Here is a 24,978-nt window from a genome sequence, read left to right as displayed (position 1 = left end):
CAAAACTGCCAAAAACGCCTCTTAAGGATATACATCCTACCTGAGGCGTTTTCTATAAATAACTATTAGATTATAAAACATTACTAGAACGGAAGAATGTTAAACCATAGGAACCATCGCTGGCAAGGTCACTCGTTCTCTTTTACGAGCCGACGCTAGACAGGCTTCAATGACTCTTATATTGTGGACCGCATCTTCTGGTCCGAAAGGGAGCGGCTTGCCGTCAAGAACAGCATCTGCAAAGGCCTCTGCTTGAAGTACAAAGGAATTTGATACCGAAACTCGTTCTTCCCGAGTGACATGATCGGTATGAATAATAATCTGGGGAGGAATATCGCTGTTCTCCCAGCCGAATACTTTGGGAAGTTCAATTCTTCCTTCTGTCCCGAGTATCTCAAACTCTGCTCTCGCACAAGCCCACATTCCGCAATCAAACGTCAGTGCAACTTTGTTGGGAAATTCAACCAGTCCCGATGCCATCATATCTACATCATCATGTTCCGGGGAGAATAAAGCGTGTACGGTAACTGCCTCTGGTTCTTTCTCAAGGAACATACGCGCTGCTGAAATAGGATAGACGCCGACATCGTAAAGAGAACCCCCGCCCATGTCGTTTTTAAAACGAACATTTTCTTTATCATCACAATTATTGTAGGTGAAATTAGCATGAATGGCGCGAACCTCGCCAATTTCTCCACTCTCGATGATTTCTTTCACGCGCTGGTGTTTAGGATGATATCGATACATAAAGGCTTCTGCAAAAACGACATTTGCTGCCTTGCACGCATCAATCATTTGAGTAACCTGTTCTTCGTTCAGTGCTGCTGGCTTCTCACATAAAACGTGTTTACCCGCCTCCGCTGCTCGAATCGTCCACTCCATATGCAGATGATTCGGCACTGGAATATACACAGCATCAATCTCTTCATCTGCAAGCAGTGCATCATAGCTTCCATAAGCTTTTGGAATATTTAATTCTGCTGCAATTTCTGCTGCCCGGCTCTCATCCCGGCTGGCAATAGCTACGACCTGACCCCGTTCCGATTGCTGTAAAGCAGGAATCACTGCATTAATACCAATCTTCGCAGTACTTAAAATTCCCCATCTGATCAGCTCACTCATCGCTATTCTCCCTTTCTGTTACAGATGAACCGCTTTCCCGCGGATCCTAAAAGTTATCTCGCTCTGCTTTATTAAGCATACCAAGACACCTGTCCAAATCGACCTTTACCTGCTTTTTATATAAAGAGGCTTTTTCTTCTCCATCATCCGTAAAGTGATATAATACGATCTCTTGGAAATCAACGCGAGGGTCGTTTCCTTTTAATCGCTTCGTTCGATAGAACACGCCTTCTTGAACCAATTCATGTAAAGCTCGATAAACTTCACTCTGAGGGGGAACATAACCAAACCCTTTGAATTCATCCTTCATGGCTTCCAGCATTTCATAGCCGTAACCTCTATGCTGCTCGACCATGGTAATTAAATAAAGCTTAATAAATGCACGCTGGGATATCATAAAAGCCAACTGATGTCCTCCTCTCATAACAATCAAATAACCATCTTTGTTCCATTATAAACCTCTTTTTATGTCTTGACATCCTTCTATTTTTCCGTATATGCATTTTGTGACAGGTAATATAACATAGTGAATAAGTGGAAATTTCATGAAGTTTGATAGGAAGAGTAGCTGGGGAGCTGTTTTGAATATCTTTTATGAATTTTTCATATATTGAAAATATTTAATATATTACGTTTTTTTGTGGTAAGTCTATCTAAATTTCTACTTTACTCTCTCTATTTCTGTATCATTTATTGTAAAATAAGGTGATTACAGTGAAGGAGTGGTTATACTGACGACCCGCATTTATTTTTCTGCTCCGCGAATTACGAATATTCAGCAGCAGTCCATTCAAGAAATGTTATCACGCTGGGGACTTGGTACGTTACGCTCGTACAAGCCGACAGAGCACGGAGTGATGAAGCAAACCCTTTTTATTCATACCTCCACAGGAGATTATGTATTTAAGGGAAATCCTCTCTACCCAGGACAATGGAAAGAAGAACAATATATCATTCAGCAGCTAAAAATACATACCAAAGCTCCCGTTCCAGCGCCTTATATGATCGACTCAGCGGAAGACCTTTTTGGCTATTCGTATGTACTCATGCCTCTTCTGCCGGGGGTTCATTATCATGATCTGGATAAACTTGCTCTGTCTGAAGAAGAAGATCAATTGATCCTGTCTAAGCTTGCTGCTGCGCTTCTTGAACTTCACACCTGGAGAACAAAGGAAGCAGCTGAATATGATCCAGAAACGGAAAAACGACGCCCCTTCCCTCAGGGTCTCTACTCCTTTTCTAAGGAGCAAATCTTATACTGGCTCGAAGACGCCAAGAAATACTCTCCTATTGAAGATGCAGATATGGACTGGGTTCACGAACAAAAAAATGCTGCTGAGTCCTCCTTCTGTAATATAGAAATGTATTCGTTTGTTATGGGAGATTACAAATCAGAAAATATCTTGATACAGCAAAATGCCGGTGAATGGGAAGTGAGCGGTATTATCGATTTTACGACCGCTTATTTTGGTGATCCCCTCGCAGACGTCGTTAAGTTTACCAATCAGCTGCTATGGAAAGGGCAGCATAGAAGAGCTGAATTCTTTCTCTCTTCTTATCTTCAGAATGCAGATCTTCTCAGTACGCCTTATGATATTTCATCCCGTCTGTCTATCCATTTCTTATACAGTCTAATTCTCAAATGGGGAGAAATTCATGCTACGGGACAATACGACAACAAAAATCCTATGAGTTTTCGAGATTTTGCTTCTCATCATCTAGCTATCGTCAATTCCATATACTAAATAAAAAATCCTGGGTACTCGCAAAAACTCGAGCACTCAGGATTTTTATATAACGATTCTGATTTTATAACTACTATGAATGGTTACCGAATGGTACGATCCAAATTGGTTTTAATTGCTTCCTCTTCCACCCGGTCTCTTGCAACCCGATCAGGACCTGGGAGATTATTTTCTTCCTCATAATCACGGTAACGATCTGCATTTAGCGACCGATTATCTCGGAAAATACCGTGAATTTCACGGTCCGTACCTCTCTGATCGACGAGTACGAGGATATGCCCTTCGTCTACATTTCTTTCATATTCCTCAGCTTCATCTTCTGGAATACCAAGACCAACTAATCCGCCAACTAACCCGCCTGCACCGGCACCTACTGCTGCACCGGTTAGCGTAGCTGCTATCGGACCTGCTGCCAAAATCGGACCAATGCCTGGAATCGCGAGGGCACCGATTCCTGCGAACAATCCAGCTAGACCACCAAGCACACCGCCCGTAGCTGCACCCGCCGCCACACCTTCTGGAGCTTTCGTCCCTGTCTCCGATTCGATTGCTTTCATATCATCTTTACTTCGTGTAATCACTGAGATTTCACTATTGTGATATCCGCGGTCTTGTAACTGCTCAATTGCCCGTGCAGCTTCTTGTTCGGACTGAAATACCCCTACCACTTTTTTAGTCTTGTTAGCCATTACTATTTCCTCCTCATCGAAAAGTAATCTGTGCTTGTTAATTACCCTTCTTTACAAGGTCGAAACCATAAACGCCAAATATAAAATGCTTCTTATGGGGTGACTAAGACTATTTACCCTTCGGTTTAACACGGTTTGTCGCTACTGCCTGCAGTGGATCTTCCGGCCAGTAATGTTTAGGATATCGGCCTTTCAGATCCTTCTTCACCTCGTAATAACCTTCTCGCCAAAAACTGTTCAGATCCGAAGTAACTTGTACAGGTCTTTGCGCAGGGGATAGTAAATGAAGCGTTAAGGGAACACGCCCTTCTCCCAGTCGCGGGCTTTCCGTAAGTCCAAACATTTCCTGCAGTCTGACAGCAATATACGGAGCCCCTTGTCCATCATATCTGATAGGAATCTTAGAGCCGCTGGGTACGGTGTAATGAGTAGGAGCTTCCTTCTCAAGTGTCTGTCGTTGTTCCCAGGATAAGCTGTCTAACAGTACAGATGTAATGGATATTTGCTGTAAACCAGATGCGGAGCGCACCCCTGTCAAGTAAGGCGGGATATGACTCAGCAGGTATTCAAGCAGAGCAGAACCCGAAAGATCCGGCCATGCAGGATTTACTTTATGCAAAAACTGCATCCGTTCCACTAGCTGATGAGTGGTTTTATTCATCGAAAAGACAGACAATCCTTCTTCTCTGATTCCTGCTAATAAGGCTTGTAGAATATCTTCTTCAGGCGGATTCGGATAAGCCATTTCTTTCAGGATAATCTCTCCGCGTTTTTGCCATTGTAAGGATCGCACACTGCGTGTGTTTTTATCCCAGAACACTTTTTCTTGGGTTGTAATGAGTTCTTTTAAATAAGTGTATATATCCGCAAGTGCAAGCGGAGCGCAGGTTCGAATAAGCCCATCTGCCCCTTGGTCATCGGCTTCTGCAACAACGATATAAGGAGCGGTGAGTCCGCTCATCGCAGAAGAGGCCCGCACACCCCGGCCGCTCGAAAGGAAATAGCGGCCATCTTCTCTTCTTTGCCCGATCCGGTCCGGATAGGCAAAGGCAAGCAGTAAGCCGCAGAATTCCTGCGGAGGTAGAGACTCGCCTTCTGTCTGGCGTGTCTCTACCTCTCTGTACAGCTGGCGGCTCTCTTGGATGAGGCTGCGCAGCGGGGCCTCATCTTGGAAGGCTGCCGAGGCAGAGCCGGCAGCAGAGATTGTCCGCAGATGTTCTAACTGCGGACGAAGATCCCATCCCGCCTTCGGGCCGAGCAGGCGGGATGATCCATGCTGCAATAGCGCGCCGAGAAGACTGGCATCCCTGGCCAGTCCAAGCTTTGCCGCTTGCAGCAGCATGTGTCCAATGCGGGGATGTGTCCCCATCCCCGCTATTTGTTTGCCGCGGCTAGCTACATGGCCGCGGTCATCGAGGCAGCCCAGCTGCTGAAGCAGCGCAGTTGCTGCCGCATAAGCGCCCGCAGGCGGCACATCAAGCCAGCGTAAATCTTCCGGGTTTTGCACACCCCACACCGCAAGTTCAAGCGCTACAGGAGCAAGATCTGCAGTGAGTATCTCAGGTCGATTCTTTTCAGGTTTGGCATCCTGCTCGAGTGTACTCCATAAGCGGTAGCATATGCCCTCTGCTGTTCTTCCTGCCCGGCCCTTTCGCTGATCTGCGGAAGTTTTAGAGATTGGAATTGTCACTAATCGGCTCATACCCGTACGAGATGAAAAGACAGAATCTTTTCTTAAGCCGCTGTCTACGACTGCTCCAATCCCTTCAATAGTTAAACTCGATTCCGCGATCGTTGTGGCCAGAATTACTTTTCGCTCAAAAGTATCTGCAGCTGTGATCGCACGGTCTTGTTCTTGCTGCGATAAAGCTCCGTAAAGTGGGTATACTTTCACGCCCGGTCCTAGATTCTGTCCCTCCAGCATTCTCATCACGCGGTGAATTTCTTTTGCCCCAGGCAGAAAAGCCAGGACATGCCCTTCTTGCTGAGTCAGTGCAAGGGGAATAACCTGAGCCATATGCGTCTCCATATCCAGATGATGAAGCTTTGGCATGTACTTTGTTTCTACTGGAAAAGTTCTTCCCGTACAAGTAATCAGCGCAGCATCACCGAGCAGAGAAGTTACCGGTTCAGCTTCAAGCGTCGCAGACATGACCAGAATTCGTAAATCTTCCCTGAGTACAGATTGACACTCCAGTGCGAGTGCCAAAGCCAAGTCACCATGTAAATTGCGTTCATGGAACTCATCAAATATAAGAAGCCCCACCTCTTCAAGTGCCTGATCATGCTGCAGCATTCGAGTTAAGATTCCTTCGGTTACTACTTCGATTCGGGTATCACTGCTTACCTTGCTGTCCATCCGAACCCGATAGCCAACTGTTTCCCCAACAGATTCACCTATACTTCTTGCCATTCTCATTGCGGCATTTCTTGCAGCCAGTCTTCGAGGTTCAAGCATGATTATCTTTTTATGCTGCATCCATTCTTCTTCTAATAATGCTAGAGGAACAACGGTTGTCTTCCCAGCCCCTGGCTCAGCAACAAGAACAGCCGATTTTTTTTGATGAAACGTGCTTTTGATATCAGGAATAACTTGATAAATCGGAAGGTCGTGATCTTGATTCCATATCGTTTTTCGCATTTTATTTCTCTTTTCTCCATGTCTCCATGATTGTTAATCTTCCAGTTTTGCACGAATCTTAGACTCATACATAGCGAAAGCAGGATTCTGATAAATCCCTCTCTGTTCCAGTAATAAACGAACCCGCAGCTGCTGTTCCGTCAGCTTCTTCTGAAGTATGACGAGTTCCGAACCATTTGTACAAGCCTTAATTAGATGTTGCAAGGCAATCGTATCTTGTTGTACAAGCAGTTCTTCGGGTAAGACACCTGCGTTTTTCAGTATTTTATAGGAAGCTCTTAGATCTTCCGGCACATGAGATAAATCCTCTACTTCCAAAGGTTTCCCCATTCCAGGCAGATCATCGAGTTCTCCTCGTTCCATGGCTTCTGCTATCTTCTGTTCTGCCATTCGTTCTATCCAGCCCATTTGCTAAGCCCTCCCCTGCTAATCATGCGGGTGTAATGTATTTAAAATAGCGAAAAAAACCGCCTCCCGCAAGGGAAACGGTTGAGCCATATGATATTTTGACAAATAACATATCCCATTCTCTGCAATAAGCGGCACTAGTGCATTTAGCTGAGGAGAGATTCTGCTCCATCAATTACAATCTGTGCCCCTGTAATATGCTTTGAAGCATCAGAAGCTAAAAAAGCAACCAGTTCCGCAACTTGATCGGGTGTACCAGGGCCATGAGAAAGCGGCTGTCTTCCCTCAGGAAATTCCATCTTAATCGAAACTTCACTAAGCTCTTCAGATGTATCTGTACTTTGATCAATATGTGTCGTAATCGCACCCGGGCAGATCACATTCACCCGAATTTTAAATTTGGCGAGTTCAAGCGCCGCCATTTTGGCAAAAGCAACTTGACCTGCCTTTGAAGTACTATACGCTGACATTCCTATATTTGAAAATGTGTAATTCCCATTAATGGAGCTGGTAATGATAATACTGCCGCCATTTCTTTTTTTCATATGAGGCAATACAAATTTCACCGTAAAAAAGGTGCCTCCTAAGTTTGTATTTATCGTATTATGCCAATCCTGTATATCAATGTCTTCAATAGGAGCGACAACCCCATTAATGCCGGCATTTGCAAACACAATATCAATTCCACCAAACGTATCGATCGTACCCTTTACTGATTTCTCCACACGCTTCGGATCAGATATATCTACATCATAAGAGACCACTTGACCCAGCCTCATCTGTTCAATCGCTTGTTTCGTTTCTTCCGTACGTTCATCGATTAAATCAAATAAAGCAATATTCGCTCCTTCTTTCGCTAGCTTTAACGCCGCTGCTTTGCCGATACCAGAGCCTGCCCCTGTAACAATCGCTGTTTTCCCTGAAAAGCGCAATCCATTTTCCGAAGATGATGACATATAAAATCACTCCTTTGAAGTGTCTGGTCTAGAGATATATAGAAATTCTCTTAGACAGCCTACCCAAAGGAGTGAATTTTTAACAAATATTTATGACTTCCAGTTCAGTTCTATAAAAGCAGCGTCATCTTCAAGTCCGCCTGTATGCGGAGCGTCCATTAACACTTGAATTTCCTCGTTAGGTAAATGAATTCCAATCGGATCAAGTTCGCCCATCCCGTCTGTATATAAACGAAGTACGAGATCTTCGCCGAGTGGAAATGTCTCTTCATACACATGGGGACTTCCCCCGATGGGTCCTTCTGCTGTTGACCATCGCTCTGATGTCCTTCTCATTTTGTCAAAAGAAAGATCCATCTCTTTGCCGCTGCGGAAAAGCCGAATTCGAGAGTCACCTTGCCAAGCAAGCTGCAAACGGCTTCCTTTTTTACCGGAGCCCAGTTTTATTTTTCCGCAGATATACATAGACTGACTTCCTAATTTTTTCTTTGTTTCAAGCACTTCCTGCAGCATCATAGGAATATTTGCATTCTGACTTCCTGCGTAGTTGCTTAGTTCCCTCGAAGCGGGAATCGTAAGACTCATCAGAAACTGATACAACAAGGAAGAAGACCAGTCTTTGGTTTCGTTCATCCAAGCACATAACGCTTCTCCAAGATACCTGGCAGCGAAATCCCCATGATAACTCATGGACACCCCATCGCAGAGTACAAAAGTGCATACATCTCCCTGAATATGAACTGCTGCAAAATCCTGTCCTTTATCGCCATAAGATGCGGACTCAAAGGACAGACCATAACCATAACGACAGAACCAGCGTCCTTTATACGTGGATAAAGGCTGGTTCGTATGTTGTGAACTTACATAATGGAAAGATTCCTCAGAGAAGAGCGGCTTCCCACGATCTGGTACCGACGTTCGCAAAGATTTCAAACCCTTCTCCTCCTTACCTTACCGGGGTAGCTGCAGACATTTGGAATCCAATCGAGACCAGTTCTGCGCATGAGCCAGGCAGCATCATTAACGAATCAGGGGAAAATAAGTAGTCCGCTTCTATCAACATTTCCCGATAGCTTTCAGGAAGAACGGACGACATGTTACGCAGCTTCTCCCCATGTTCATCCTTCAGCTCCGTATCTCTTAGAATACCGCCCCATCTTCTTGGCTCTGTAACAGGCACATCTAGAAGATGATCGGAAATAAATATATTTTCAATGAGAACATTTCCATCCGGCACACTCATATCCATAATTCGTTTTGCAATAGGTTCAGGATCTTCGCCTGTGGCAACCCCATCTGTCATGTGACAGATAAGCGGTGCAGGACAATCCTGCATATAAGGCAGCTCGCTTTGCAGGATCTTTTCCGCTTGTAGAAAAGCTTTAGCGGAATCTGAAAACCGCATCGGCGTCAGGTCTGGGAGTGAGCCTATGGCTGCAATCTCATCAATTCCTTTCACACCGCCAAGTAAATCATATACATCATCACTATAAGCCAGGATAGCAATTCGATATCTGGGAGTGAGTCTATTCCCTTTCGTGGAGCGAAAAACCATTTGGCGTATGGCAAGTGACAAAGCATCATACACAATGTCCATCCGTCTACGATTATCCATCATCATATTCATGGAAGCACTAATATCAATTAAATAAATGATTAGTGCGGGCGTGCGCTGTGAGGCTTGTATTGTATAATTCATTTTTGTACCTTCACCTCTAAAATCATTAGAAATAATAAATTGAGGATGGATCAAATATTGGGTAAACGATAACTTCGATTACTGATAAATTTCTTGATATGTTTTACCCGTTGAGATATTTTTCCGACTCCGTTATAGTAACTGGCGTCTTTCTCATACCATTCCATAAATTCCCTGGCATACGTTCTCGCATTTTCAATTTTCTTGCCTCTCTGAGCATTGTAAGCCAGATTATAAGAAGCAATGAGCTGAACTACATTTTGAGCACGTTTTTTCTTTAAGGCTGCTGCTTCTTCTGCTTTTTTCTGTGCCGCTTTTTTTTCAGCCGCTTTCTTCTCTGCTGCCTTTTGAGCTGCTAATTTTGCTGCCGCTTCCTTTTGTTTTTGTTCTTCCGCTTGTTTTTGTTTAAGGGCTTGTTTATCTGCTAAATATTTTTCATACTTCGCTTGTTTATCGTATTTGGCTTGTAATTCCGCCTTTTTTGCAGCTTCTTTTTTGGCTTCTACCTTAGCAAGATAAGCTTCATATTTCGCTTGCTTATCGTATTTCGCTTGTAATGCCGCTTTCTCCTGTGCTGCTTTTTTAGCAGCTTGTTTAGCAGCTTCTTCCTCCGCTTTCTTCTCAGCAAGTGCCGCAGCTTCTTGTTTCTTCTTCTCTTCTGCAAGTTTGGCAGCTTCGGCAGCCTGCTGGGCTTCCTCTTGTTTCTTTAGCTGCTCAGCCTGTTGCAGTTCAAGAGCTTGCTTTGTCTCTGCACGTTCCGCGAGGGTGTGCACCCCAGGGATCGCAATCGCTGAGACAATCACGACAACTGCTGCCGCTATCGTTACTTTTTTATTGCGCAGCCAGAATGGAGGAACTTTTTTCGGATCGTCTTCATCCTTTTTGAGATGGGCGGCTTCAAGTTGCTCGATCGCAGCACGAATCTCAACGGATAACGCGCTGTGAGATTCTGTTTTCGAAAGAGCAGAACGATAAGCCTCTATCGCAGATATAACCTCTCCGCTTTTCTCTAAGTCTCTTGCTTTTTGAATCTGATATTGTAATTCTTCGGATGTCCAAAGTTTGCTTGTCGGTTGCTCATTCTGAGCACTAGATTCTGCTGAAAGTTTAGGCGGAGCCGTCACCTCTTGCTGATCTATCGCAGGAATAGCTGATTCTGCTTCCAAAGGATAAGCGGAGTCCGTGCTTGCTGTGAATCCTTCCTCTACTGTATCCGCATGAACTTCTTCCTCTTCTTCTACGGGCTGTAGTTCCACATTGGAAAGGGCAATTAACCATTCTCCAAAAGTAGGACAGCTGCTTAAATCCTGACTATTCCAAGCTCTGCTGAATAATTCCGAAATTTTGTGACCATATCTTGTTTCTAAAAAGTGCATCAGCTTCATGTATCTCTCACAGCCTGTTTGAAGTTCACGCTGATCAAAATAACTTTCACCATAGGTTAGGTCTACGATATCTTTATCACAGTATCCAAGCATTTCAGCTAGAATGACTGCCCCAGCAAAACGATCTGCATAACTGCTCCATAAACCGCTGTTTACGATCCGATGGGCAGCATATCCAGCTGAACCTGCTAATAAAGCATCAGGTCTGTCCATTTTCGGACTATAAATCTGTTCCACATCTACGAGTTCTACAGCTGCTGAGCCTTCAGGCTGTTCATCTTCGGAAAAAAACGGAATAAGTACATTGGGGGCTGATAGATCACAGTGTGCAATCCCTCTTTGCTCCATAGCAGATCCGATCCCGGCAAAAGAGACCGCAAGTGCCAGACTTTCACTTGGAGTCAAACGTTTTTTGTCACATATGATATCAAACCAGGTCATCCCGCCGATCCATGGCATAAGCACTGAGTATAATAGATCCCCATGCTCACTAATTAATTTTCCGTTTCTTTCAGGAGTGAGCACGTCACGATTGCAGACCTGCAAGCCTGACACTTCGCTATACTTTTCCATCTGTTCAGATTGATAGACCATAGCAGGGACACGGAACTTAGGGAAAAACACTTTTAAGGCTTTTGATTCATATTCATTACCGTCGGCAGGAATCAACTTAAATACAGTACCTTGTCTTCCCGTCTGTGCATATGCAATGCCGGGGGCAGCCGGATGTTGTCCCACCTGGTATGTAACTCCATTAATATGGAGCTGATCCCCCGGATTGGGTTGAAAAGACATGAACATCCCTCTCTTTTCGTTGTCGATGCAAGAAAACCGGAAGTTATGTTAACTCCCGGTTTCCAAGTTGATAAAACGATGATTAAATAATAATGAATCCGTTTCATAACTCATGTAAGTATCCTGAATCTTGCAATGAATTGATTAGCGAGATTGGTCAACGGAACGGAATTTCTGAGCAATTGCGGTAAGTTCTGTACTGATGCTATTCAAGGTTTGAACAAAGCTTTGCATTTGCTTGCTTGCTTCCTGGAACTCAGTGAAAAAGCGTTGTTTTGTCATCCCTTCCCACTGACCTTCCATACCATTAATGGATTGAGTCAAACTAGAAACGATTTGTTGACTTTGCTCACCGCTTTGTTTAAATTGATTTGCTACTTGATCCACTTGCTCCGGGGAAATGAGAATGCGACCTGACATATAATGATATTCCTCCTTCATATTCTTCAAAATATAGTTAATTCCTGAAAAAATTGTACCAAAATGACTTTAGACCTGTCCCAAGTCATTGGTCCTAATTGTAAATAAACCCAATTTAGTAAGAATGAAACTTCCGCAAACAAAGAGTTGGTAAAGGTTTTCTTACTTGTTAGATCCACTTCTAATTCGATATTTACACAAATGGGAAGCTAATCGTTAGCTAATCAAAGTATGGTAGATTCGTTTAACCCACCTTTTCTCCTATAGCTGGGTCCTTAAAAATCCAACCTCTTGGATTGGTTTCAGAAGCTTGGAGGAGAACGCCGATCCCATTTCCATCATCAAAACGATCTGATTGATGAATTGCCATCAAAGCTGATTTCGGATTAGATACCGCAAAAGAGGTCAGCTCGTTAGTTCTTAAAGAAGTAATCTGTTGAGATTGCAGCATGCGCATTGGTGAGACGTTAGAATAATCAATATAAGATAAAACGGTATGATAATCTTCATCTGCACGAGTAAAATCTTCTGCCTTCCGCGACAACTCGGAGCTAAACCTCTCAAGCTCTGTTTCGATAAAGGAAGCCAGCTGCTTTGATCTCATCCATTCATATACAATACCTTCATGTACAGCTGTATCTCCCTCGATAGTACTGAGAGCTCTCTCCAAAACAACAATAGTTTGCTGAATTTGCTCCGCCGCGAGCTTCAATTGACTGCTAAGCGTTCGAAGCACATTCGGTTCCACACGAATGCGCATAATGCATCACCTTTCTTCTTGATCTAGAGGCTGATTCAGCCAATCGAAAAGCATTTCTTTAAACTGCTCTTTCGTTGCCGGAGAAGCAATGAGCCAATCCCCTTTTCCCATCGTACTCATGCGTAACAACCAATTAACGGAAGGACCAGATATAAACGCAGCAGATTGAGATTCCCACTCCTGTCCGTTCCAGACAAGCAGCTGAAATTCCCCTTCTGTCTGCTTTTCTATTATCGTTTTAGCAAGTGCGTGAGCTCCTTGCCTGTCATGACAATCTTCTGCAAGAGCTTGACTCAGTGAGTCCAATTCTTGGTATTGCTTTATATTCTCATAAAACTTTTTCTTTGAAAACATTAATGCAGGAATATTCCCGCCTATTTCCTCTTGACTCCATTCTATTTTAGAAACAACAGCTTCACATGCCTGTTCTACGTTACCAAGATCGGATAATTGGTAGGTTACCTGCTCTTCATGTGCCCTGGTCACTTCCACTACGCGCTCATTAGTGCAATGCAGGTACCCTTCATAACTACGCCCTTTATCTTCATATTGATAACGAAATGCTCTCGTTGATAATCCTGCAATGGCAACTCTTGAGAACACGGTCGGTGTCATCGTGATCTCACTGGAGCCTTCCTCTTGAATCAAGTAACCTTTTTGCAACAATGCCTCTTTTGCTTTATCCCATTCCTTAGCAATATCATCTGTTAAATAACCAAGGAAAGGATCATCAATGCCTAGCAATCGGTCAGATCCTAAGATTCCGGCCAGAAAAAACAGCTCTGTTTGTTCCAATGTTACGACCTTCTGTTTGGAATGATGAACCGTCAACATTATGAGCCACCTCCCTTCAAACTACAACATGCCATCGGTCACGAATTTTTTTAATCCATTCAGCACATTCTTTGGTGTTATTCCATGGCAGAGCAGCTTTAATCCTAGAAAACCTTCGCTTAACATAGTACCCTTGACCCGGCGGAAGGACTTTTAGACCATTCGACGCCGCACTCGATTCAGAATAAGGTATACGGAAGGAGGATAAATCATTAGGGTCAAGCGTGCCAAATAATAATCCACTCTGTGATGCTTTCACATCCGTCACCCAATCCGCTCCAAAGGTCGGAAAGTCAGAAGCCACACCTGCCAGTACGACATGTACTCCTCTGTCTCTTCCCTGTCTTACAATCACACCAAGCTGATCTTTCATTGTAAAATCATTCATCTGTTTGGCTAACGTATCCGCATCATCAATGAATAAGACAATCTCAGGTCCACAGGTATCAGAAGATAGTTTCATCACTCTCTCATATACCTCTTGGATGAGAGGAGCAAGTTCCTCTTCTCTTGCCGCGTGTTTATAAACATGCGGCAGATCTTTTAGTTGACCTAGTCCGTGCTCTCCATACCTTGTATCAATGGTATACATATTTAACTGTTCAGGCGAATGATGATAGGCAAGAGATAACATGAAGGTCATTAAAAAGCTGGATTTTCCGCCTTCCATGGGACTTGCCACCATAAAATGCGGTCCTTCTCTAAGACTGATATGAAACAAGGAAAGGTCATCTGTCATTAGCCCCACAGGGACTTTATAAATAGCCGTTTCCTCTTGCAGTCTGTCTTCTTCAGTGAGGAGCTCCGAGAGCGTTACTACCTCAGGCAGGGGCTTAATTTGCGGAGCCTCCGGTCCCAAATACTGATTATGGATTTTTTGAATACGCAGTTTAAGCTGTTCTGCCCGCTCTGATTCCTCTCTTCCTCTAACAGGAAGAGCTACTTGAAATTCTAACGGCGGGGTTTGTCCTTTAACTAGTGCTCTGCCTGGCGGGTAACCACTCGGCACCCGTGAAGGTCTTCCCACTGCATAGTAATAATCACTTGGATCTGCCATTTCAAAAGAAATCGCATTCGAAATATTGCTCCTAACTTTTTCAAAAATGTCTGTAATGCGGTTTGCAGTAATTACAAACGTAATACCTAGCCCTGCTCCTTCTCTTAGCAGTATCTCAAGTTGTTCATTCTCATCGGGATAAGAGTTACGGAAAGATAAATATCCATCGATAACTACGAGAACTTGCGGAATTCTTTGCCCGGTTCCTCTGCGGTAAGCAGAGATGGTTTTGACACCCGCATCTGCGATCATCTCTCTTCTTTGCATGAGTACTTTGGACAAGTAACGGAATAAACGTTTAATCCGATCATCATCCTCTGCAGTCATCACACCGCCGATCTGAGGTAAGTTTTTGAACTCTCTCATCATGCGGCCCATGTCTATGACGTAGCCGTGCCATGGACTGTCGTTATCTTCGGCAAGTGACATCAGGAGCGTTTGAACAAAAGTTGTTTTCCCGAGGCCCGGCATCCCGTAAATTGCATAATGTCCAGAATGAAGAGAAATTCGCAGCGGTACCTGTTTTTGATTCGGCAGATCATCCAGTAACCCGACGACCGGCTCCCAAGTCATTCCTTCGTGTGCCTGATTTTGGGTCAGAGATCCCTTAGATGTAATCTCTTGAAGCTCAATAAGTTCAGGCAAAGGGGGAAGCCAAGGACCTTGTAACCTTTTGATTCCCTGCTTTTCAGCAGTTTCAGCAATGTAATCTATAAATACCTGGAGCTGTTTAGAAGAACCTTCCGATTTCATCATCGTTACGCGTTCTCCCGTCAGCAAAGGTTCTCTTTTACCATTTAGCCTTACTTCCATCAGCGGAAGGGACGAAGCACTGTCTTCTTCACTGGATGTATATGGCGCTCCGCTCCAAGCAAACTGCATTTCCTCGAAAACTTCATCACTGCCGACCTGAAAATAGCCGCGTCCGGGCTTTGTAATCCAGGCTGCGTTCGGTATTTTGATCATATCCCGGCTATCGCCTTCACTTTGTACTCGCAGACAAATGCGGAACCTTGAGTTACTCCATATTTTATCATCGACAACACCTGCTGGTTTCTGTGTAGCAAGGATAAGATGGACGCCCAAGGTTCTGCCGATTGCAGCAATACTGATCAGCTCATCCATAAATTCAGGCTGTTCTTTCTTCAGCTGAGCAAATTCATCAATAATAATGACGAGATGAGGCAGCGGTTCTGCGTGATGCGAGTCAAGCCATTTATAATACTCATCAATGTGTTGTAAATTCCCAGCGTCATTCAGAAGCTTTTGTCTTCTAACAAGCTCTGCCCGCAGTGAAATTTTAGCTCTTTCCATTAATGATTGATCAAGATTGGTAATTGTACCTACCACATGAGGCAAGTTATTGAATGTGTTAGACATTCCTCCGCCCTTATAGTCAATTAGCATAAATGCCAGATCATGCGGATGGAACTCAGAAGCCAGCGAAGCTACAATCGATTGAATAACCTCACTCTTCCCTGAACCAGTCGTTCCTGCAATGAGTCCATGAGGACCGTGGCCTTGTCTCTCTATTTTATCATGTAAATTAATATATACGCGTTTTCCGCCTGCTCGCACTCCCATGGGAACAGGCAGCGTATTCGGATGACGATTACAAGCCCATCTGGATTCCACATTTAGCTGCTCGACTCTCGAAACATCCAGCATATCAAAAAGTGGAAGTAGCGGCGGAATATCAGAGGCCGATGAACGCTTCAATCGAAGCGGCGCCATATACCTGGCACTAATCTCTGCTTCTTCTCTAGTCATTCGATCAGGAACAAATGACCCATGAATAACATCTGCCTGCTCCGTTTTTTTGGAGTAACTGCCTTGTTTTTTTCCTGCTTCAACCACAAGCTGACAATGCATAGGCAGGTATTCTTTTCGTGAGGCAAGAATGATCGTACAGGTAGTAACTGCCTCAGCATCTTCTAGAATGAGAGGGAGTAAAGGCTCCTCTTCAATAATGTCTCTTTCAGACAGCAACACCACATAGCAAGGAAGATCCGGACTTTTCTTTCCTCTTTCTTTTCGAATCATTTTACGGCGGTGAAGTAACGTATATAGATGGTCGGCTAACTGATGCACTCCACTGTGCCGGTCAGCCATATACCTCTGATCCCGTTCATCATCCCAAAAATGAGGAAACCAGCGCATCCATTCCCATTCATCTGCCTCTTTGTCTTCATAAAAAGCAGCAAGCTTCATTTCGTCAGGAGAATGACGGGTGGTTAGCTGCGTAACAATTACCCGAAGCATAGACAACACATCTTCTCTCTCGCCGACGATTCCTACCACTTTGGATTCATAGATAGGAAGAACAATGGATGCATCTTTTACCATACGAAAATCCTCTGCCAGTTCATGTGCTGCCTCAATCAGCGGTTCTTTCTCATATCCATCTTGTCTGGGCGGCACTACAGTAATTCGAAACGGGACCTCTCCGGTTCCAGCTCGTACTTGTAAGAAATCATTATCCTCGGGAGACCGTTCCCATAGAGAACTGTGCTTATTCTTTACGATTTGACAGCAAACTTCTGGGTCACCATGAATGTCATGCATTACCTGTACCTGACGCTCGGCTTCCCTTGTAAGCTCATCCCGATGTTTCTGAAGTTCAGTTCTATACATCTGTTCTCGCTCTTCAATCTTTCGCTTATAGTCCTTCTTATTACCTAAATATACGAAAAATGGAATGGTATAGGTCATCAGCATCATCGACATCATAACCAGCTGAATTATCATAAAACTGTTGTTACTGAGTTTCCCTGACTTACTTAAATAGAAATACAAACTAACCGTAACGGCGGTCATTACGATCGGTATAATAATAGAAATGAGAGAAAAGGTCGGTTTACTCGGTTCAACCGGAGGACGTAAAATCTCCACGGTTTCTTTTTTGAGCACTTCTTTCATACGGGGGGAACGCTGGTACATCATATTCATTCAAGTTCCTCCTCTTGGCTATGTATGAGATCCGGTTTGAAATAAAAGACGTTTGCCAATAACGGGTGCCTCTTTATCTGTTGTAGAGAACGTTTTTTGTAATCGAATATAACTTCCTTCTCGAAGCCCGGTTTCAGACAGTAGCTTCGTATCCGGCAGCACAAACCAGTGGGAACCTGGAAACTTAGCTTCTACTATATATTGAACATGATCTTGTGGAGCCTCGTTAAAAATTCGAACAGCAAGCACTGACTTCACATATTGAATGGTGCTTTCATCCGGAACTTCTAAGTCAAGCCACTCTGTCCCCTGTCTGCCTTGTACCACTGTGAGAATCATTCCATTCACACCCTTTTTGACTATGTCCATCGTCCTAAATCAGATTTTACGTGCAATTACGACTAAGCTCATCCTATAATCTATCATATTTTCTTACAGAAGATACTTAATTGCAATGTTATGATTTCATTTTTAAAGCTAAATACCTAGTTTCAACACGGAAATCTATTACTATTGACTTACTTATTTTCATTTTTTATTTTTGAAAAGAATCCTTATCGACAGATTTTTTAAGTATTCTTCAATAGCGAATCATTAGTTGCACACAACCAAATTGTGAACACTTTGCAAACATTGGTGTTCTTTATGTTTACATAAGCTTATTTTAAGGTAATTTTAAGCAACGGAATATAGTATTAGCAATATGAAATAACTCTAGTAATCTAGTTGAGGTGATTTCAATGAGAACATTAATCTTTTTTCAAGACAAAAAAATCCCAGTTTACTTTAACACAGAAAACAAACAACCTGTTCAAAAGACATTAAAACTTCTTAGCAGTGCTTTAGAAACAAAGATTAACCACGGTAAACGTGCATTACAGAAATGTTTAAATACGCTGATTAGTATCGAGATTATTGGTAGTGAGGCTATTTTGCACAGCATCAGTGAGAATGACACACTTGCACTATCCCTTTATTAAGGGGTGGTGCTTTTCTCTGTAGTGATGCGCGCAAAGAAAAGAGAACCTCTCCAACGAGAAGTCCTCAGGCAGCACTTTTTCATTAACATACATAATGATATAAAAATACTGATTTACGCCGACTCATCAGCTCCTCCATTTGTTCTGCCATCTCAATTCGAATCATAAACAGCTCTAAAAGATGTTCTTTCGTATGTTCTTCTTCGCAGCTATTTAATTTTCTGATTATAAAACGGTCTATGGAGCTGGACATAAGTGACAGCCTCCTTCTTCATTTGGTATCTCCCAAGTGACTGTAAGATACGTGATGTTCCGGTACATCAGAATTACCCATATATTTACATTGTTGAAACAATTACTTTGAGTTTTATTTTATTTTTTGCTTTGTGCTTTTAAGCGATCTAGCTGATGCCAACCATACGCAATTTCCCCAAGTTTTACACTGTCAATCTCTATGTCTTCGCGCCCTGCAGGGAGTCCTCCCCGTTTCTCATAGAAAGATCGATAGCGATTGTCTTCTAGAGCCCACAAATAGGTGGATTTAAATCCTTGATCGGTTAAAAAACTGGCAATAGAAGACATGAGTAGTTCTCCAATGCCCTGTCTTTGATAATCTTCAAGCAAATAGATAGCATAGATCTCACTATCAAAAGGCATACTTTCCAGTCGATTGCGTCCTCCACTCACAAAACCTATAATCTGTCCTGCCTCATTCTCAGCGACAAATATTTTACTTCCTTCGTTTCCTTCATCTAACTGCTTCTCCCATAGTAAAGTGCGTTTTGCAACAGATAAGTTATCTAGATATGAATCTGGAACGATTCCTTTATACGTTGTTCTCCAACTGCTTACATGAATTTCAGCAATCTGAACGGCATCTGACTCTATGGCTGAGCGGATTCTCATTTTCTTCTTCCCTTCCTGATCAGAATAGGTATTTATATTAACCAAAACAAACTAATGTACGAATTCCTCCGCGATTTTCAAGAAATCTTGCTTACTGAGGTTGCTTTTCTTCGTGTCTTGTATATGATAATAAGCCCCTGACGTTTCATCGATCCATTTAATCACTTGATGGGGGTTGTTTCCTTCGTACTTCAAGTAAAGAATCTCTTTTCCATTGATTATGCCTTTTTCTGCAGTCATTCCTGTTTCTTGCTGCACCCCTTGTTTCACTCCGTCCGTAAAAGAAGCCAAGACTGTTACATAATCCTCTATATTTTTTCCCTTCCTATAATGTAAAGAAATTGATCTTAGCTGTTCCGATTCCAGCGTCTTTATGAATAATTTTTTGTCTGTTTGTCCGGCATTTGCTTTCTCAATTATAGCATTTGAATCTGTAAGTACCTCTCATTCCGTGTACAATCTGTATTCAATAATTTTGGCATATCTGAATCAATTCTGATCGGGAAACGTTCCTTCCGTGCTCAAGCTCCACTTGTTTTGTCTGGACGTAAGTAGATTCGAAGAAGTAAGAGTCCAGCCAAAGCCAAAAGTCGCCATGATCTCGGAATGATCTTATTCCCTAGAGTTACGTTCTTGGGGATGCGGGTAAAAACTCCTCCCTAAATGTGGAGAGGTATTGCTGTTTCCCTGGGGTAAACAGCAAGTCATAGAAGGAAGAGGGAAGGCAGGCTAGTAGATAGATGCCTCTTTACTGTTGTGCGTGGAGAAACGGTCTTTCCGTGTTCAAGCTCCACTTATTTTGTCTGGACGTAGGCAGACTCGGAAAAGTAAGGGTCCAGCCAAAACCAAAAGTCGCCATGATCTCGGAATGATCTTATTCCCCGGGTTACGTAACGCTATGTACCGAAGGAACGTTTCCCATTAGCACTATAGTAACGCTGAGCACGGAAGGAACGTTTCCCGACACATATAGACGCCACTCTTAAAAGGAAATATATGTATAAAAAGAGTTGCATGAGGTTATATAATTGAATATAATGTAAATATCGTATATATACAATATTTATAAAAACCAGTAGATTTATCATTTCCCACCAAACGTTGAGGAGGATAGGAATAATGAAGCATGTCCCTATTAAAGGCGTTATTTTTGTCGTAATAGTCGTTCTTTTAAAGATGTTTCAGGATGCGATACCAAGAATTAACGATCCGACAACGAATATAATTGTATTTTTATTATTTGTAATATTCGTTAGTGTATATGGATTCTCTAAAGTTAGAAAAAGCAGTTCTGTAAAAACAAAGAAGAGGGATTAACATGCAAATAATTCTTGCTAATAGTTCGAAAGAGCCGATCTATGAACAAATCATGAATCAAATTAAATCGTCTATTCTATCAGGTGATTTAAAAGATGGGGCTGCGTTACCTTCTATGCGCCAACTCGCAAAGGATTTACACATTAGTGTAATCACAACAAAGCGCGCCTATGAGGAATTGGAGAAGGCGGGTTTTATATACTCCATCGTCGGCAAAGGTTCTTTTGTCGCTGAACAAAATCTAGAAGTTATTCGAGAACGCAAGCTTACGGCGATCGAGGATCAGCTAAGTGCAGTCATCTTGAATAGTAAAGAAATTGGACTGTCACTCGATGAACTACAGCAATTATTGAAGATTTTATATGAGGAGTGAAATGAGTGGAAAATACCGTTGAGTTAACAAATGTCTCAAAAAATTTTAAAGGTTTTTCCGTAAAAAATATGAATTTGCAGGTGAAACAAGGCTTTGTCACGGGCTTCATCGGCGCAAATGGTGCCGGTAAGTCGACAACGATCAAAATGATCATGAATTTATTAAAACCAGATGATGGGGAAGTTAAGGTTTTTGGGTTAGACTACAAGGCCCATGAGAAGGCAATTAAGGAGCGCATTGGGTTTGTGTACGATGGGAATGTGTTTTTTGAAGGTCTGAACTTAAAAGATATCAAGCGCATTGTTGGTCCTGCATATAAGAACTGGGATGATGCCTTATTTTATCAATATGTAGAACAATTCAATTTACCTCTTAATAAGGTGATAAAGACTTTTTCCAAAGGAATGCAAATGAAAGCATCACTGGCGATTGCCCTATCCCATCACGCGGAGCTCATCATAATGGATGAACCAACAGCAGGCTTAGACCCTATTTTCAGACGAGAGCTGCTGGATCTTTTACAAGAAATAATGATAGATAGTAATCGTACTCTTTTCTTTTCAACGCATATTACTACAGATTTAGATCGTATCGCAGATTATATTGCGTTTATACATAACGGAGAATTGGTATTTAATAAGTCCACTATTGATATCGCTGAGAACTATGCACTTGTGAAAGGCGGTATGGATTTGTTAGATCGAGACACGCAAAAAGCCTTTGTCCATATGCATTCTGCCCCCACTGGATTTGAGGCGCTAACGGATAATATTAAAGAAGTAAAAAACATCTTTGGGGATTCGGTTGTCATAGAAAGAGCATCTTTGGAAGACATCATGTATTACATGAAAGGAAGTAAATGCTATGTTTAATTTAATTAGACGTGATGCCATTCTGCAGAAAAGACAGTTGTTCGTTTTTATGCCTTTTATCTTATTCTTTATCGTGATGAACACAGATCCCGCGTTTATTTTTCTAGTGGCTAGTATCTTTATCCCTTTTAATGCATATGCCTACGATGAAAAAGCAGAGACAAATGTTTTGCTGAATTCTTTGCCATATACACGTAAACAAATTATTGCATCCCGCTACCTAGGTGCGATTGTTTATATGGGTTTATCCATTGGAGTTACAAGTATAGCTTTATTTGTTCTAAATAAACCTTTTACGATTACTGATGTTGCAATTGGCAGTGGCTTATTCTTAGCTTTTGTGGCGCTAACATTCCCGTTATTTTATATATTCAGAGGCAGTATCACACCCGTTATTCTCATTACTTTTATTGTCTTAACAGGCGCGGCCCCGCCTTTTGTCACGTTTTTAGCTGAACAATTACCAGCGTTTACCGACTTTATCATGAGCTTATCTACCCCGGCTTTGTATATGGGATTGGCAAGTGTGATCGCGCTTCTTTACGCGGTCTCATGGAGCATTACAACGTTCATTTACCAACGAAAAGCATTCTAAATGCAAAAGTAGATTTCCGTACTAATACACATGGAAAGGAATCTGTACCCATTTCAACCCCAAGAACGTGACTCCAGAGAATAAGATCATTCCGAGATCATTGCAACTTTTTGGCTTGGACTGGACCTTATTTCTTACGAATCTACATTCAGTCAAAACAAGCAAAGCTTGAGCACGGAAGGAAACTGTCCACAAGTTATCTTTCCTCATCTCCATCGCCATTTACACACTATCTTCTTATCCTCACATAAAAAAGGCAGCTATTTACTAGCCTGCCTTCCCTCTTCCTTCTGTGACTCGCTGTTTACCCTAAGGAAACAGCGACGTCCTTTACCTCTACCTCACGTGGAGAGTAAGCTTTGCGCTGCTTTACCCGACAACGTGACTCCAGGGAATAAAATCATTCCGAGATCATGGCGACTTTTGGCTTTGGCTGGACCCTTACTTCTCCGAATCTACCTACGTCCAGACAAAACAAGTGGAGCTTGAGCACGGAAGGGACGTTTCTCGACACAACAGTAACGCCGAGCACCGATATATCTTTTTTTACGCCTACCGACAACGTGACTCCAGGGAATAAGATCATTCCGAGATCATGGCGACTTTTGGCTTTGGCTGGATCCTTACTTCTCGAATCTACCTACGTCCAGACAAAACAAGTGGAGCTTGAGCACGGAAGGAACGTTTCCCCTCACCATTACAGAAAATTGAGCACCGAAATGAACGTTTCCCGTCACCACTACAGAATATTGGCACGAAAGAAACGGTTCCCCCATCAACTTCAGGGACGAATCGTAACTCTAGTACCCACCGTCACCTTGCTAGCAAGATCAAGTACATCTTCGTTATACATACGAATGCATCCATGAGATACATTATGACCAATCGATGAAGGGTTATTAGTCCCATGAATGCCATAATGAGCTTTCGATAAACCAAGCCAATATGCCCCAAATGGGCCCCCAGGATTCGCCTGTCTATTCACAATCGTAAAATCACCAACGGGTGTTTGTGAAACCATCGCTCCAATGGCTACTGGATACCCCTTCACAACAACATCATGATCTAGCAGATAAAGCATATGATCACTTTGGTCCACAATGATACGATAATTTGGCATGTGCAACTCCTCCTGCCCTATCGTATGCATCTCTTTATTTTGAGGCTCCTAAATCCTCTTCTACTTCAGCGCGCCACTCACCTCTTTTTTTACGCCTTGGAGCATTTTTTGTAAATTTATTATTCCTTTTCGAAGCTTCCGCTTCTTTCCGCAGTTGATAAGCAATCTCACGCTGCATTTTTTGATAATTCATTAACCGACTTGCATCCACCGTTCCTGTTTCTATTGCTTCTCTTACAGCACAGCCTTTTTCTCTCCCATGCTGACAGTCATCGAAATAGCAATGTTTGGCCCATTGTTCTATATCATTAAACGTACGTGCTATCCCATCACCATCATCCCAGATCGACAATTCCCTCATACCAGGTGTATCAATGATAACTCCGCCATTCCGTAATAGGAATATTTCGCGATGCGTTGTCGTGTGTCTTCCTCTGCTGTCATCTTCACGCACCTCCTGTATGATTTGTTCCTCCTGACCTGTAAGCCAATTAATAATCGTAGATTTACCAGAACCAGATGATCCGATAAGCGCTACCGTCTGTCCATGACAGGCATATTGATCAAGAAGATCTTTACCTATGCCAAGTTTTGCAGATACCGCAATCACGGGGACGCCCGGCGCAATTTCTTCTGTCTCTGCAAGCCTAAATGCTACATCATCATTTAAATCACATTTACTAAGCACAATAACGGGATTTGCCCCACTGTTCCAGGCTAGAATTAGGTATCTTTCTAACCGTCTTACATTGTAGTCTTTATTTAGTGCACTCACAATAAATAAGGTGTTCACATTCGTAGCAATAATTTGTTCTTTTGTCTCATTTCCAGCGGCCTGTCTAGCAATGATACTGCTTCGTTCCAAAACTGCATGCACCTTCACATCATCTTGTGCTCCATGAGAAGTAATCACAATAAAATCACCGACACCGGGTTTCATTCCACCCGCCTCTTGCCTTTGTCTAAATTTACCGGTAAGAGATGCAAACTTGCTTCCTTCCGCTGTAATAACACCAAACTTCTGACCATAGTCCGCAATGATACGTGCCGGTTCATAAGCTGCTGTAATTGCTTCTTCTTCCGCGCTCATCGATTCAATTGTTTTTATCCATTTCTTGTTCCATTCTTCTGCCCAGCCCCACTGTTCCAATCGGTTATTATTCAAAGATAACCCTCCATTTTCACTTTTCGCTCTTACGTCATTTTTCACCTCGCCAAACAGACACAAAAAACCGCAGGAAATAACATCCTGCGGTTCTGCATTCTTTTCATGTCTATAATCCATGACAAAGAGAATATAAATAGCCGTTCCCCTCTATCATTGTAATATAGCAATAAAAAAAAGCATCCACAGG

At 42.7% G+C, this 24,978-nt stretch carries 24 protein-coding genes; 5 read left to right on the top strand and 19 right to left on the bottom strand.

Annotated features, from left to right (window positions below):
- Window positions 1-99 precede the first annotated feature (99 nt).
- Together QPK24_RS09585 and QPK24_RS09580 are read right to left on the bottom strand one after the other, a co-directional pair.
- Window positions 100-1,122 (bottom strand): Gfo/Idh/MocA family protein, encoded by a 1,023-nt coding sequence (locus QPK24_RS09585; RefSeq protein ID WP_285748190.1) that lies wholly within the window; start codon window positions 1,120-1,122, stop codon window positions 100-102.
- Window positions 1,123-1,168: 46 nt separating this feature from the next.
- Window positions 1,169-1,528, bottom strand: coding sequence for a replication termination protein (locus tag QPK24_RS09580; RefSeq protein WP_213532666.1), 360 nt, complete (start codon window positions 1,526-1,528; stop codon window positions 1,169-1,171).
- Between the two features lie 316 nt (window positions 1,529-1,844).
- Here QPK24_RS09580 and QPK24_RS09575 point away from each other — a divergent pair, with 316 nt between their 5' ends.
- On the top strand, window positions 1,845-2,867 hold the full coding sequence (locus QPK24_RS09575) for a phosphotransferase family protein (RefSeq protein ID WP_285748189.1): 1,023 nt from the start codon (window positions 1,845-1,847) through the stop codon (window positions 2,865-2,867).
- Between the two features lie 83 nt (window positions 2,868-2,950).
- Here QPK24_RS09575 and QPK24_RS09570 read toward each other — a convergent pair whose 3' ends face one another.
- The 12 genes from QPK24_RS09570 to QPK24_RS09515 form a co-directional block, all read right to left on the bottom strand.
- Window positions 2,951-3,556 (bottom strand): general stress protein, encoded by a 606-nt coding sequence (locus tag QPK24_RS09570; RefSeq protein ID WP_285748188.1) that lies wholly within the window; start codon window positions 3,554-3,556, stop codon window positions 2,951-2,953.
- 109 nt (window positions 3,557-3,665) lie between these two features.
- Window positions 3,666-6,197 (bottom strand): ATP-dependent helicase HrpB, encoded by a 2,532-nt coding sequence (gene hrpB / locus QPK24_RS09565; RefSeq protein WP_285748187.1) that lies wholly within the window; start codon window positions 6,195-6,197, stop codon window positions 3,666-3,668.
- Between the two features lie 33 nt (window positions 6,198-6,230).
- On the bottom strand, window positions 6,231-6,605 hold the full coding sequence (locus tag QPK24_RS09560) for a DnaJ family domain-containing protein (protein WP_285748186.1): 375 nt from the start codon (window positions 6,603-6,605) through the stop codon (window positions 6,231-6,233).
- Between the two features lie 146 nt (window positions 6,606-6,751).
- Window positions 6,752-7,561 carry an SDR family oxidoreductase gene (locus tag QPK24_RS09555; protein WP_285748184.1) on the bottom strand — a complete coding sequence of 270 codons (810 nt, stop codon included), beginning with the start codon at window positions 7,559-7,561 and terminating at the stop codon, window positions 6,752-6,754.
- Window positions 7,562-7,651: 90 nt separating this feature from the next.
- On the bottom strand, window positions 7,652-8,494 hold the full coding sequence (locus QPK24_RS09550; protein WP_285748182.1) for a hypothetical protein: 843 nt from the start codon (window positions 8,492-8,494) through the stop codon (window positions 7,652-7,654).
- A gap of 13 nt (window positions 8,495-8,507) precedes the next feature.
- Window positions 8,508-9,260, bottom strand: a complete 753-nt coding sequence (locus QPK24_RS09545; RefSeq protein ID WP_285748181.1) for a vWA domain-containing protein — start codon at window positions 9,258-9,260, stop codon at window positions 8,508-8,510.
- Window positions 9,261-9,310: 50 nt separating this feature from the next.
- The gene (locus QPK24_RS09540; RefSeq protein ID WP_285748179.1) at window positions 9,311-11,440 is read right to left on the bottom strand and encodes a protein kinase family protein; all 2,130 of its coding nucleotides are present in this window, start codon (window positions 11,438-11,440) and stop codon (window positions 9,311-9,313) included.
- Between the two features lie 144 nt (window positions 11,441-11,584).
- On the bottom strand, window positions 11,585-11,860 hold the full coding sequence (locus QPK24_RS09535) for a WXG100 family type VII secretion target (protein WP_191798528.1): 276 nt from the start codon (window positions 11,858-11,860) through the stop codon (window positions 11,585-11,587).
- A gap of 244 nt (window positions 11,861-12,104) precedes the next feature.
- The gene (locus tag QPK24_RS09530) at window positions 12,105-12,620 is read right to left on the bottom strand and encodes a WXG100 family type VII secretion target (RefSeq protein WP_285748178.1); all 516 of its coding nucleotides are present in this window, start codon (window positions 12,618-12,620) and stop codon (window positions 12,105-12,107) included.
- 6 nt (window positions 12,621-12,626) lie between these two features.
- Window positions 12,627-13,454 carry a hypothetical protein gene (locus QPK24_RS09525; RefSeq protein ID WP_285748176.1) on the bottom strand — a complete coding sequence of 276 codons (828 nt, stop codon included), beginning with the start codon at window positions 13,452-13,454 and terminating at the stop codon, window positions 12,627-12,629.
- Window positions 13,455-13,470: 16 nt separating this feature from the next.
- Window positions 13,471-17,460, bottom strand: a complete 3,990-nt coding sequence (gene essC / locus QPK24_RS09520) for a type VII secretion protein EssC (protein ID WP_285748174.1) — start codon at window positions 17,458-17,460, stop codon at window positions 13,471-13,473.
- A gap of 18 nt (window positions 17,461-17,478) precedes the next feature.
- Window positions 17,479-17,799, bottom strand: coding sequence for a hypothetical protein (locus QPK24_RS09515; protein ID WP_285748172.1), 321 nt, complete (start codon window positions 17,797-17,799; stop codon window positions 17,479-17,481).
- Window positions 17,800-18,200: 401 nt separating this feature from the next.
- Between QPK24_RS09515 and QPK24_RS09510 the strand changes: the two genes are divergently transcribed.
- Window positions 18,201-18,440, top strand: coding sequence for a hypothetical protein (locus QPK24_RS09510; protein WP_191798524.1), 240 nt, complete (start codon window positions 18,201-18,203; stop codon window positions 18,438-18,440).
- Window positions 18,441-18,522: 82 nt separating this feature from the next.
- Here the strand turns inward: QPK24_RS09510 and QPK24_RS09505 are convergent, their stop codons facing one another.
- The 3 genes from QPK24_RS09505 to QPK24_RS09495 form a co-directional block, all read right to left on the bottom strand.
- On the bottom strand, window positions 18,523-18,693 hold the full coding sequence (locus QPK24_RS09505; protein ID WP_285748170.1) for a hypothetical protein: 171 nt from the start codon (window positions 18,691-18,693) through the stop codon (window positions 18,523-18,525).
- Between the two features lie 119 nt (window positions 18,694-18,812).
- Entirely contained in the window at window positions 18,813-19,346 is a 534-nt protein-coding gene (locus QPK24_RS09500; protein ID WP_285748168.1) for a GNAT family N-acetyltransferase, read from the bottom strand.
- Between the two features lie 51 nt (window positions 19,347-19,397).
- The gene (locus QPK24_RS09495) at window positions 19,398-19,712 is read right to left on the bottom strand and encodes a DUF4367 domain-containing protein (protein ID WP_407083004.1); all 315 of its coding nucleotides are present in this window, start codon (window positions 19,710-19,712) and stop codon (window positions 19,398-19,400) included.
- A 952-nt stretch (window positions 19,713-20,664) separates the two neighbouring features.
- On the opposite strand from QPK24_RS09495, the gene QPK24_RS09490 reads away from it, so the two are divergent.
- The 3 genes from QPK24_RS09490 to QPK24_RS09480 are packed head-to-tail and all read left to right on the top strand — an operon-like array spanning window position 20,665 to window position 22,503.
- Window positions 20,665-21,036: a GntR family transcriptional regulator gene (locus QPK24_RS09490; RefSeq protein WP_285748166.1), complete on the top strand. Its 372-nt coding sequence runs from the start codon at window positions 20,665-20,667 to the stop codon at window positions 21,034-21,036.
- Window positions 21,037-21,041: 5 nt separating this feature from the next.
- Window positions 21,042-21,908 (top strand): ABC transporter ATP-binding protein, encoded by an 867-nt coding sequence (locus tag QPK24_RS09485; RefSeq protein ID WP_285748164.1) that lies wholly within the window; start codon window positions 21,042-21,044, stop codon window positions 21,906-21,908.
- Window positions 21,901-22,503 carry an ABC-2 transporter permease gene (locus QPK24_RS09480; RefSeq protein ID WP_285748163.1) on the top strand — a complete coding sequence of 201 codons (603 nt, stop codon included), beginning with the start codon at window positions 21,901-21,903 and terminating at the stop codon, window positions 22,501-22,503. The genes QPK24_RS09485 and QPK24_RS09480 overlap by 8 nt, the downstream gene beginning before the upstream one ends.
- Window positions 22,504-23,284: 781 nt before the next feature.
- On the opposite strand, the gene QPK24_RS09475 is transcribed toward QPK24_RS09480, so the two are convergent.
- Together QPK24_RS09475 and rsgA are read right to left on the bottom strand one after the other, a co-directional pair.
- Window positions 23,285-23,623 carry a L,D-transpeptidase gene (locus QPK24_RS09475; protein WP_285748161.1) on the bottom strand — a complete coding sequence of 113 codons (339 nt, stop codon included), beginning with the start codon at window positions 23,621-23,623 and terminating at the stop codon, window positions 23,285-23,287.
- Between the two features lie 34 nt (window positions 23,624-23,657).
- On the bottom strand, window positions 23,658-24,788 hold the full coding sequence (gene rsgA, locus QPK24_RS09470) for a ribosome small subunit-dependent GTPase A (RefSeq protein ID WP_285748160.1): 1,131 nt from the start codon (window positions 24,786-24,788) through the stop codon (window positions 23,658-23,660).
- Window positions 24,789-24,978: the final 190 nt, after the last annotated feature.

It is taken from the genome of Paenibacillus polygoni, assembly GCF_030263935.1.
GTDB lineage: Bacteria > Bacillota > Bacilli > Paenibacillales > Paenibacillaceae > Paenibacillus > Paenibacillus polygoni.
This window is presented reverse-complemented; position numbering and strand designations above follow the sequence as displayed.

Bases quoted from the DNA above. Each gene is read 5' to 3' on its own strand.
- QPK24_RS09585 (WP_285748190.1), bottom strand. From the start codon at position 1,122: ATGAGTGAGCTGATCAGATGGGGAATTTTAAGTACTGCGAAGATTGGT.
- QPK24_RS09570 (WP_285748188.1), bottom strand. From the start codon at position 3,556: ATGGCTAACAAGACTAAAAAAGTGGTAGGGGTATTTCAGTCCGAACAA.
- hrpB (WP_285748187.1), bottom strand. From the start codon at position 6,197: ATGCGAAAAACGATATGGAATCAAGATCACGACCTTCCGATTTATCAA.
- QPK24_RS09560 (WP_285748186.1), bottom strand. From the start codon at position 6,605: ATGGGCTGGATAGAACGAATGGCAGAACAGAAGATAGCAGAAGCCATG.
- QPK24_RS09555 (WP_285748184.1), bottom strand. From the start codon at position 7,561: ATGTCATCATCTTCGGAAAATGGATTGCGCTTTTCAGGGAAAACAGCG.
- QPK24_RS09545 (WP_285748181.1), bottom strand. From the start codon at position 9,260: ATGAATTATACAATACAAGCCTCACAGCGCACGCCCGCACTAATCATT.
- QPK24_RS09540 (WP_285748179.1), bottom strand. From the start codon at position 11,440: ATGTCTTTTCAACCCAATCCGGGGGATCAGCTCCATATTAATGGAGTT.
- QPK24_RS09535 (WP_191798528.1), bottom strand. From the start codon at position 11,860: ATGTCAGGTCGCATTCTCATTTCCCCGGAGCAAGTGGATCAAGTAGCA.
- QPK24_RS09530 (WP_285748178.1), bottom strand. From the start codon at position 12,620: ATGCGCATTCGTGTGGAACCGAATGTGCTTCGAACGCTTAGCAGTCAA.
- QPK24_RS09525 (WP_285748176.1), bottom strand. From the start codon at position 13,454: ATGTTGACGGTTCATCATTCCAAACAGAAGGTCGTAACATTGGAACAA.
- essC (WP_285748174.1), bottom strand. From the start codon at position 17,460: ATGAATATGATGTACCAGCGTTCCCCCCGTATGAAAGAAGTGCTCAAA.
- QPK24_RS09515 (WP_285748172.1), bottom strand. From the start codon at position 17,799: ATGATTCTCACAGTGGTACAAGGCAGACAGGGGACAGAGTGGCTTGAC.
- QPK24_RS09510 (WP_191798524.1), top strand. From the start codon at position 18,201: ATGAGAACATTAATCTTTTTTCAAGACAAAAAAATCCCAGTTTACTTT.
- QPK24_RS09505 (WP_285748170.1), bottom strand. From the start codon at position 18,693: ATGTCCAGCTCCATAGACCGTTTTATAATCAGAAAATTAAATAGCTGC.
- QPK24_RS09500 (WP_285748168.1), bottom strand. From the start codon at position 19,346: ATGAGAATCCGCTCAGCCATAGAGTCAGATGCCGTTCAGATTGCTGAA.
- QPK24_RS09490 (WP_285748166.1), top strand. From the start codon at position 20,665: ATGCAAATAATTCTTGCTAATAGTTCGAAAGAGCCGATCTATGAACAA.
- QPK24_RS09480 (WP_285748163.1), top strand. From the start codon at position 21,901: ATGTTTAATTTAATTAGACGTGATGCCATTCTGCAGAAAAGACAGTTG.
- QPK24_RS09475 (WP_285748161.1), bottom strand. From the start codon at position 23,623: ATGCCAAATTATCGTATCATTGTGGACCAAAGTGATCATATGCTTTAT.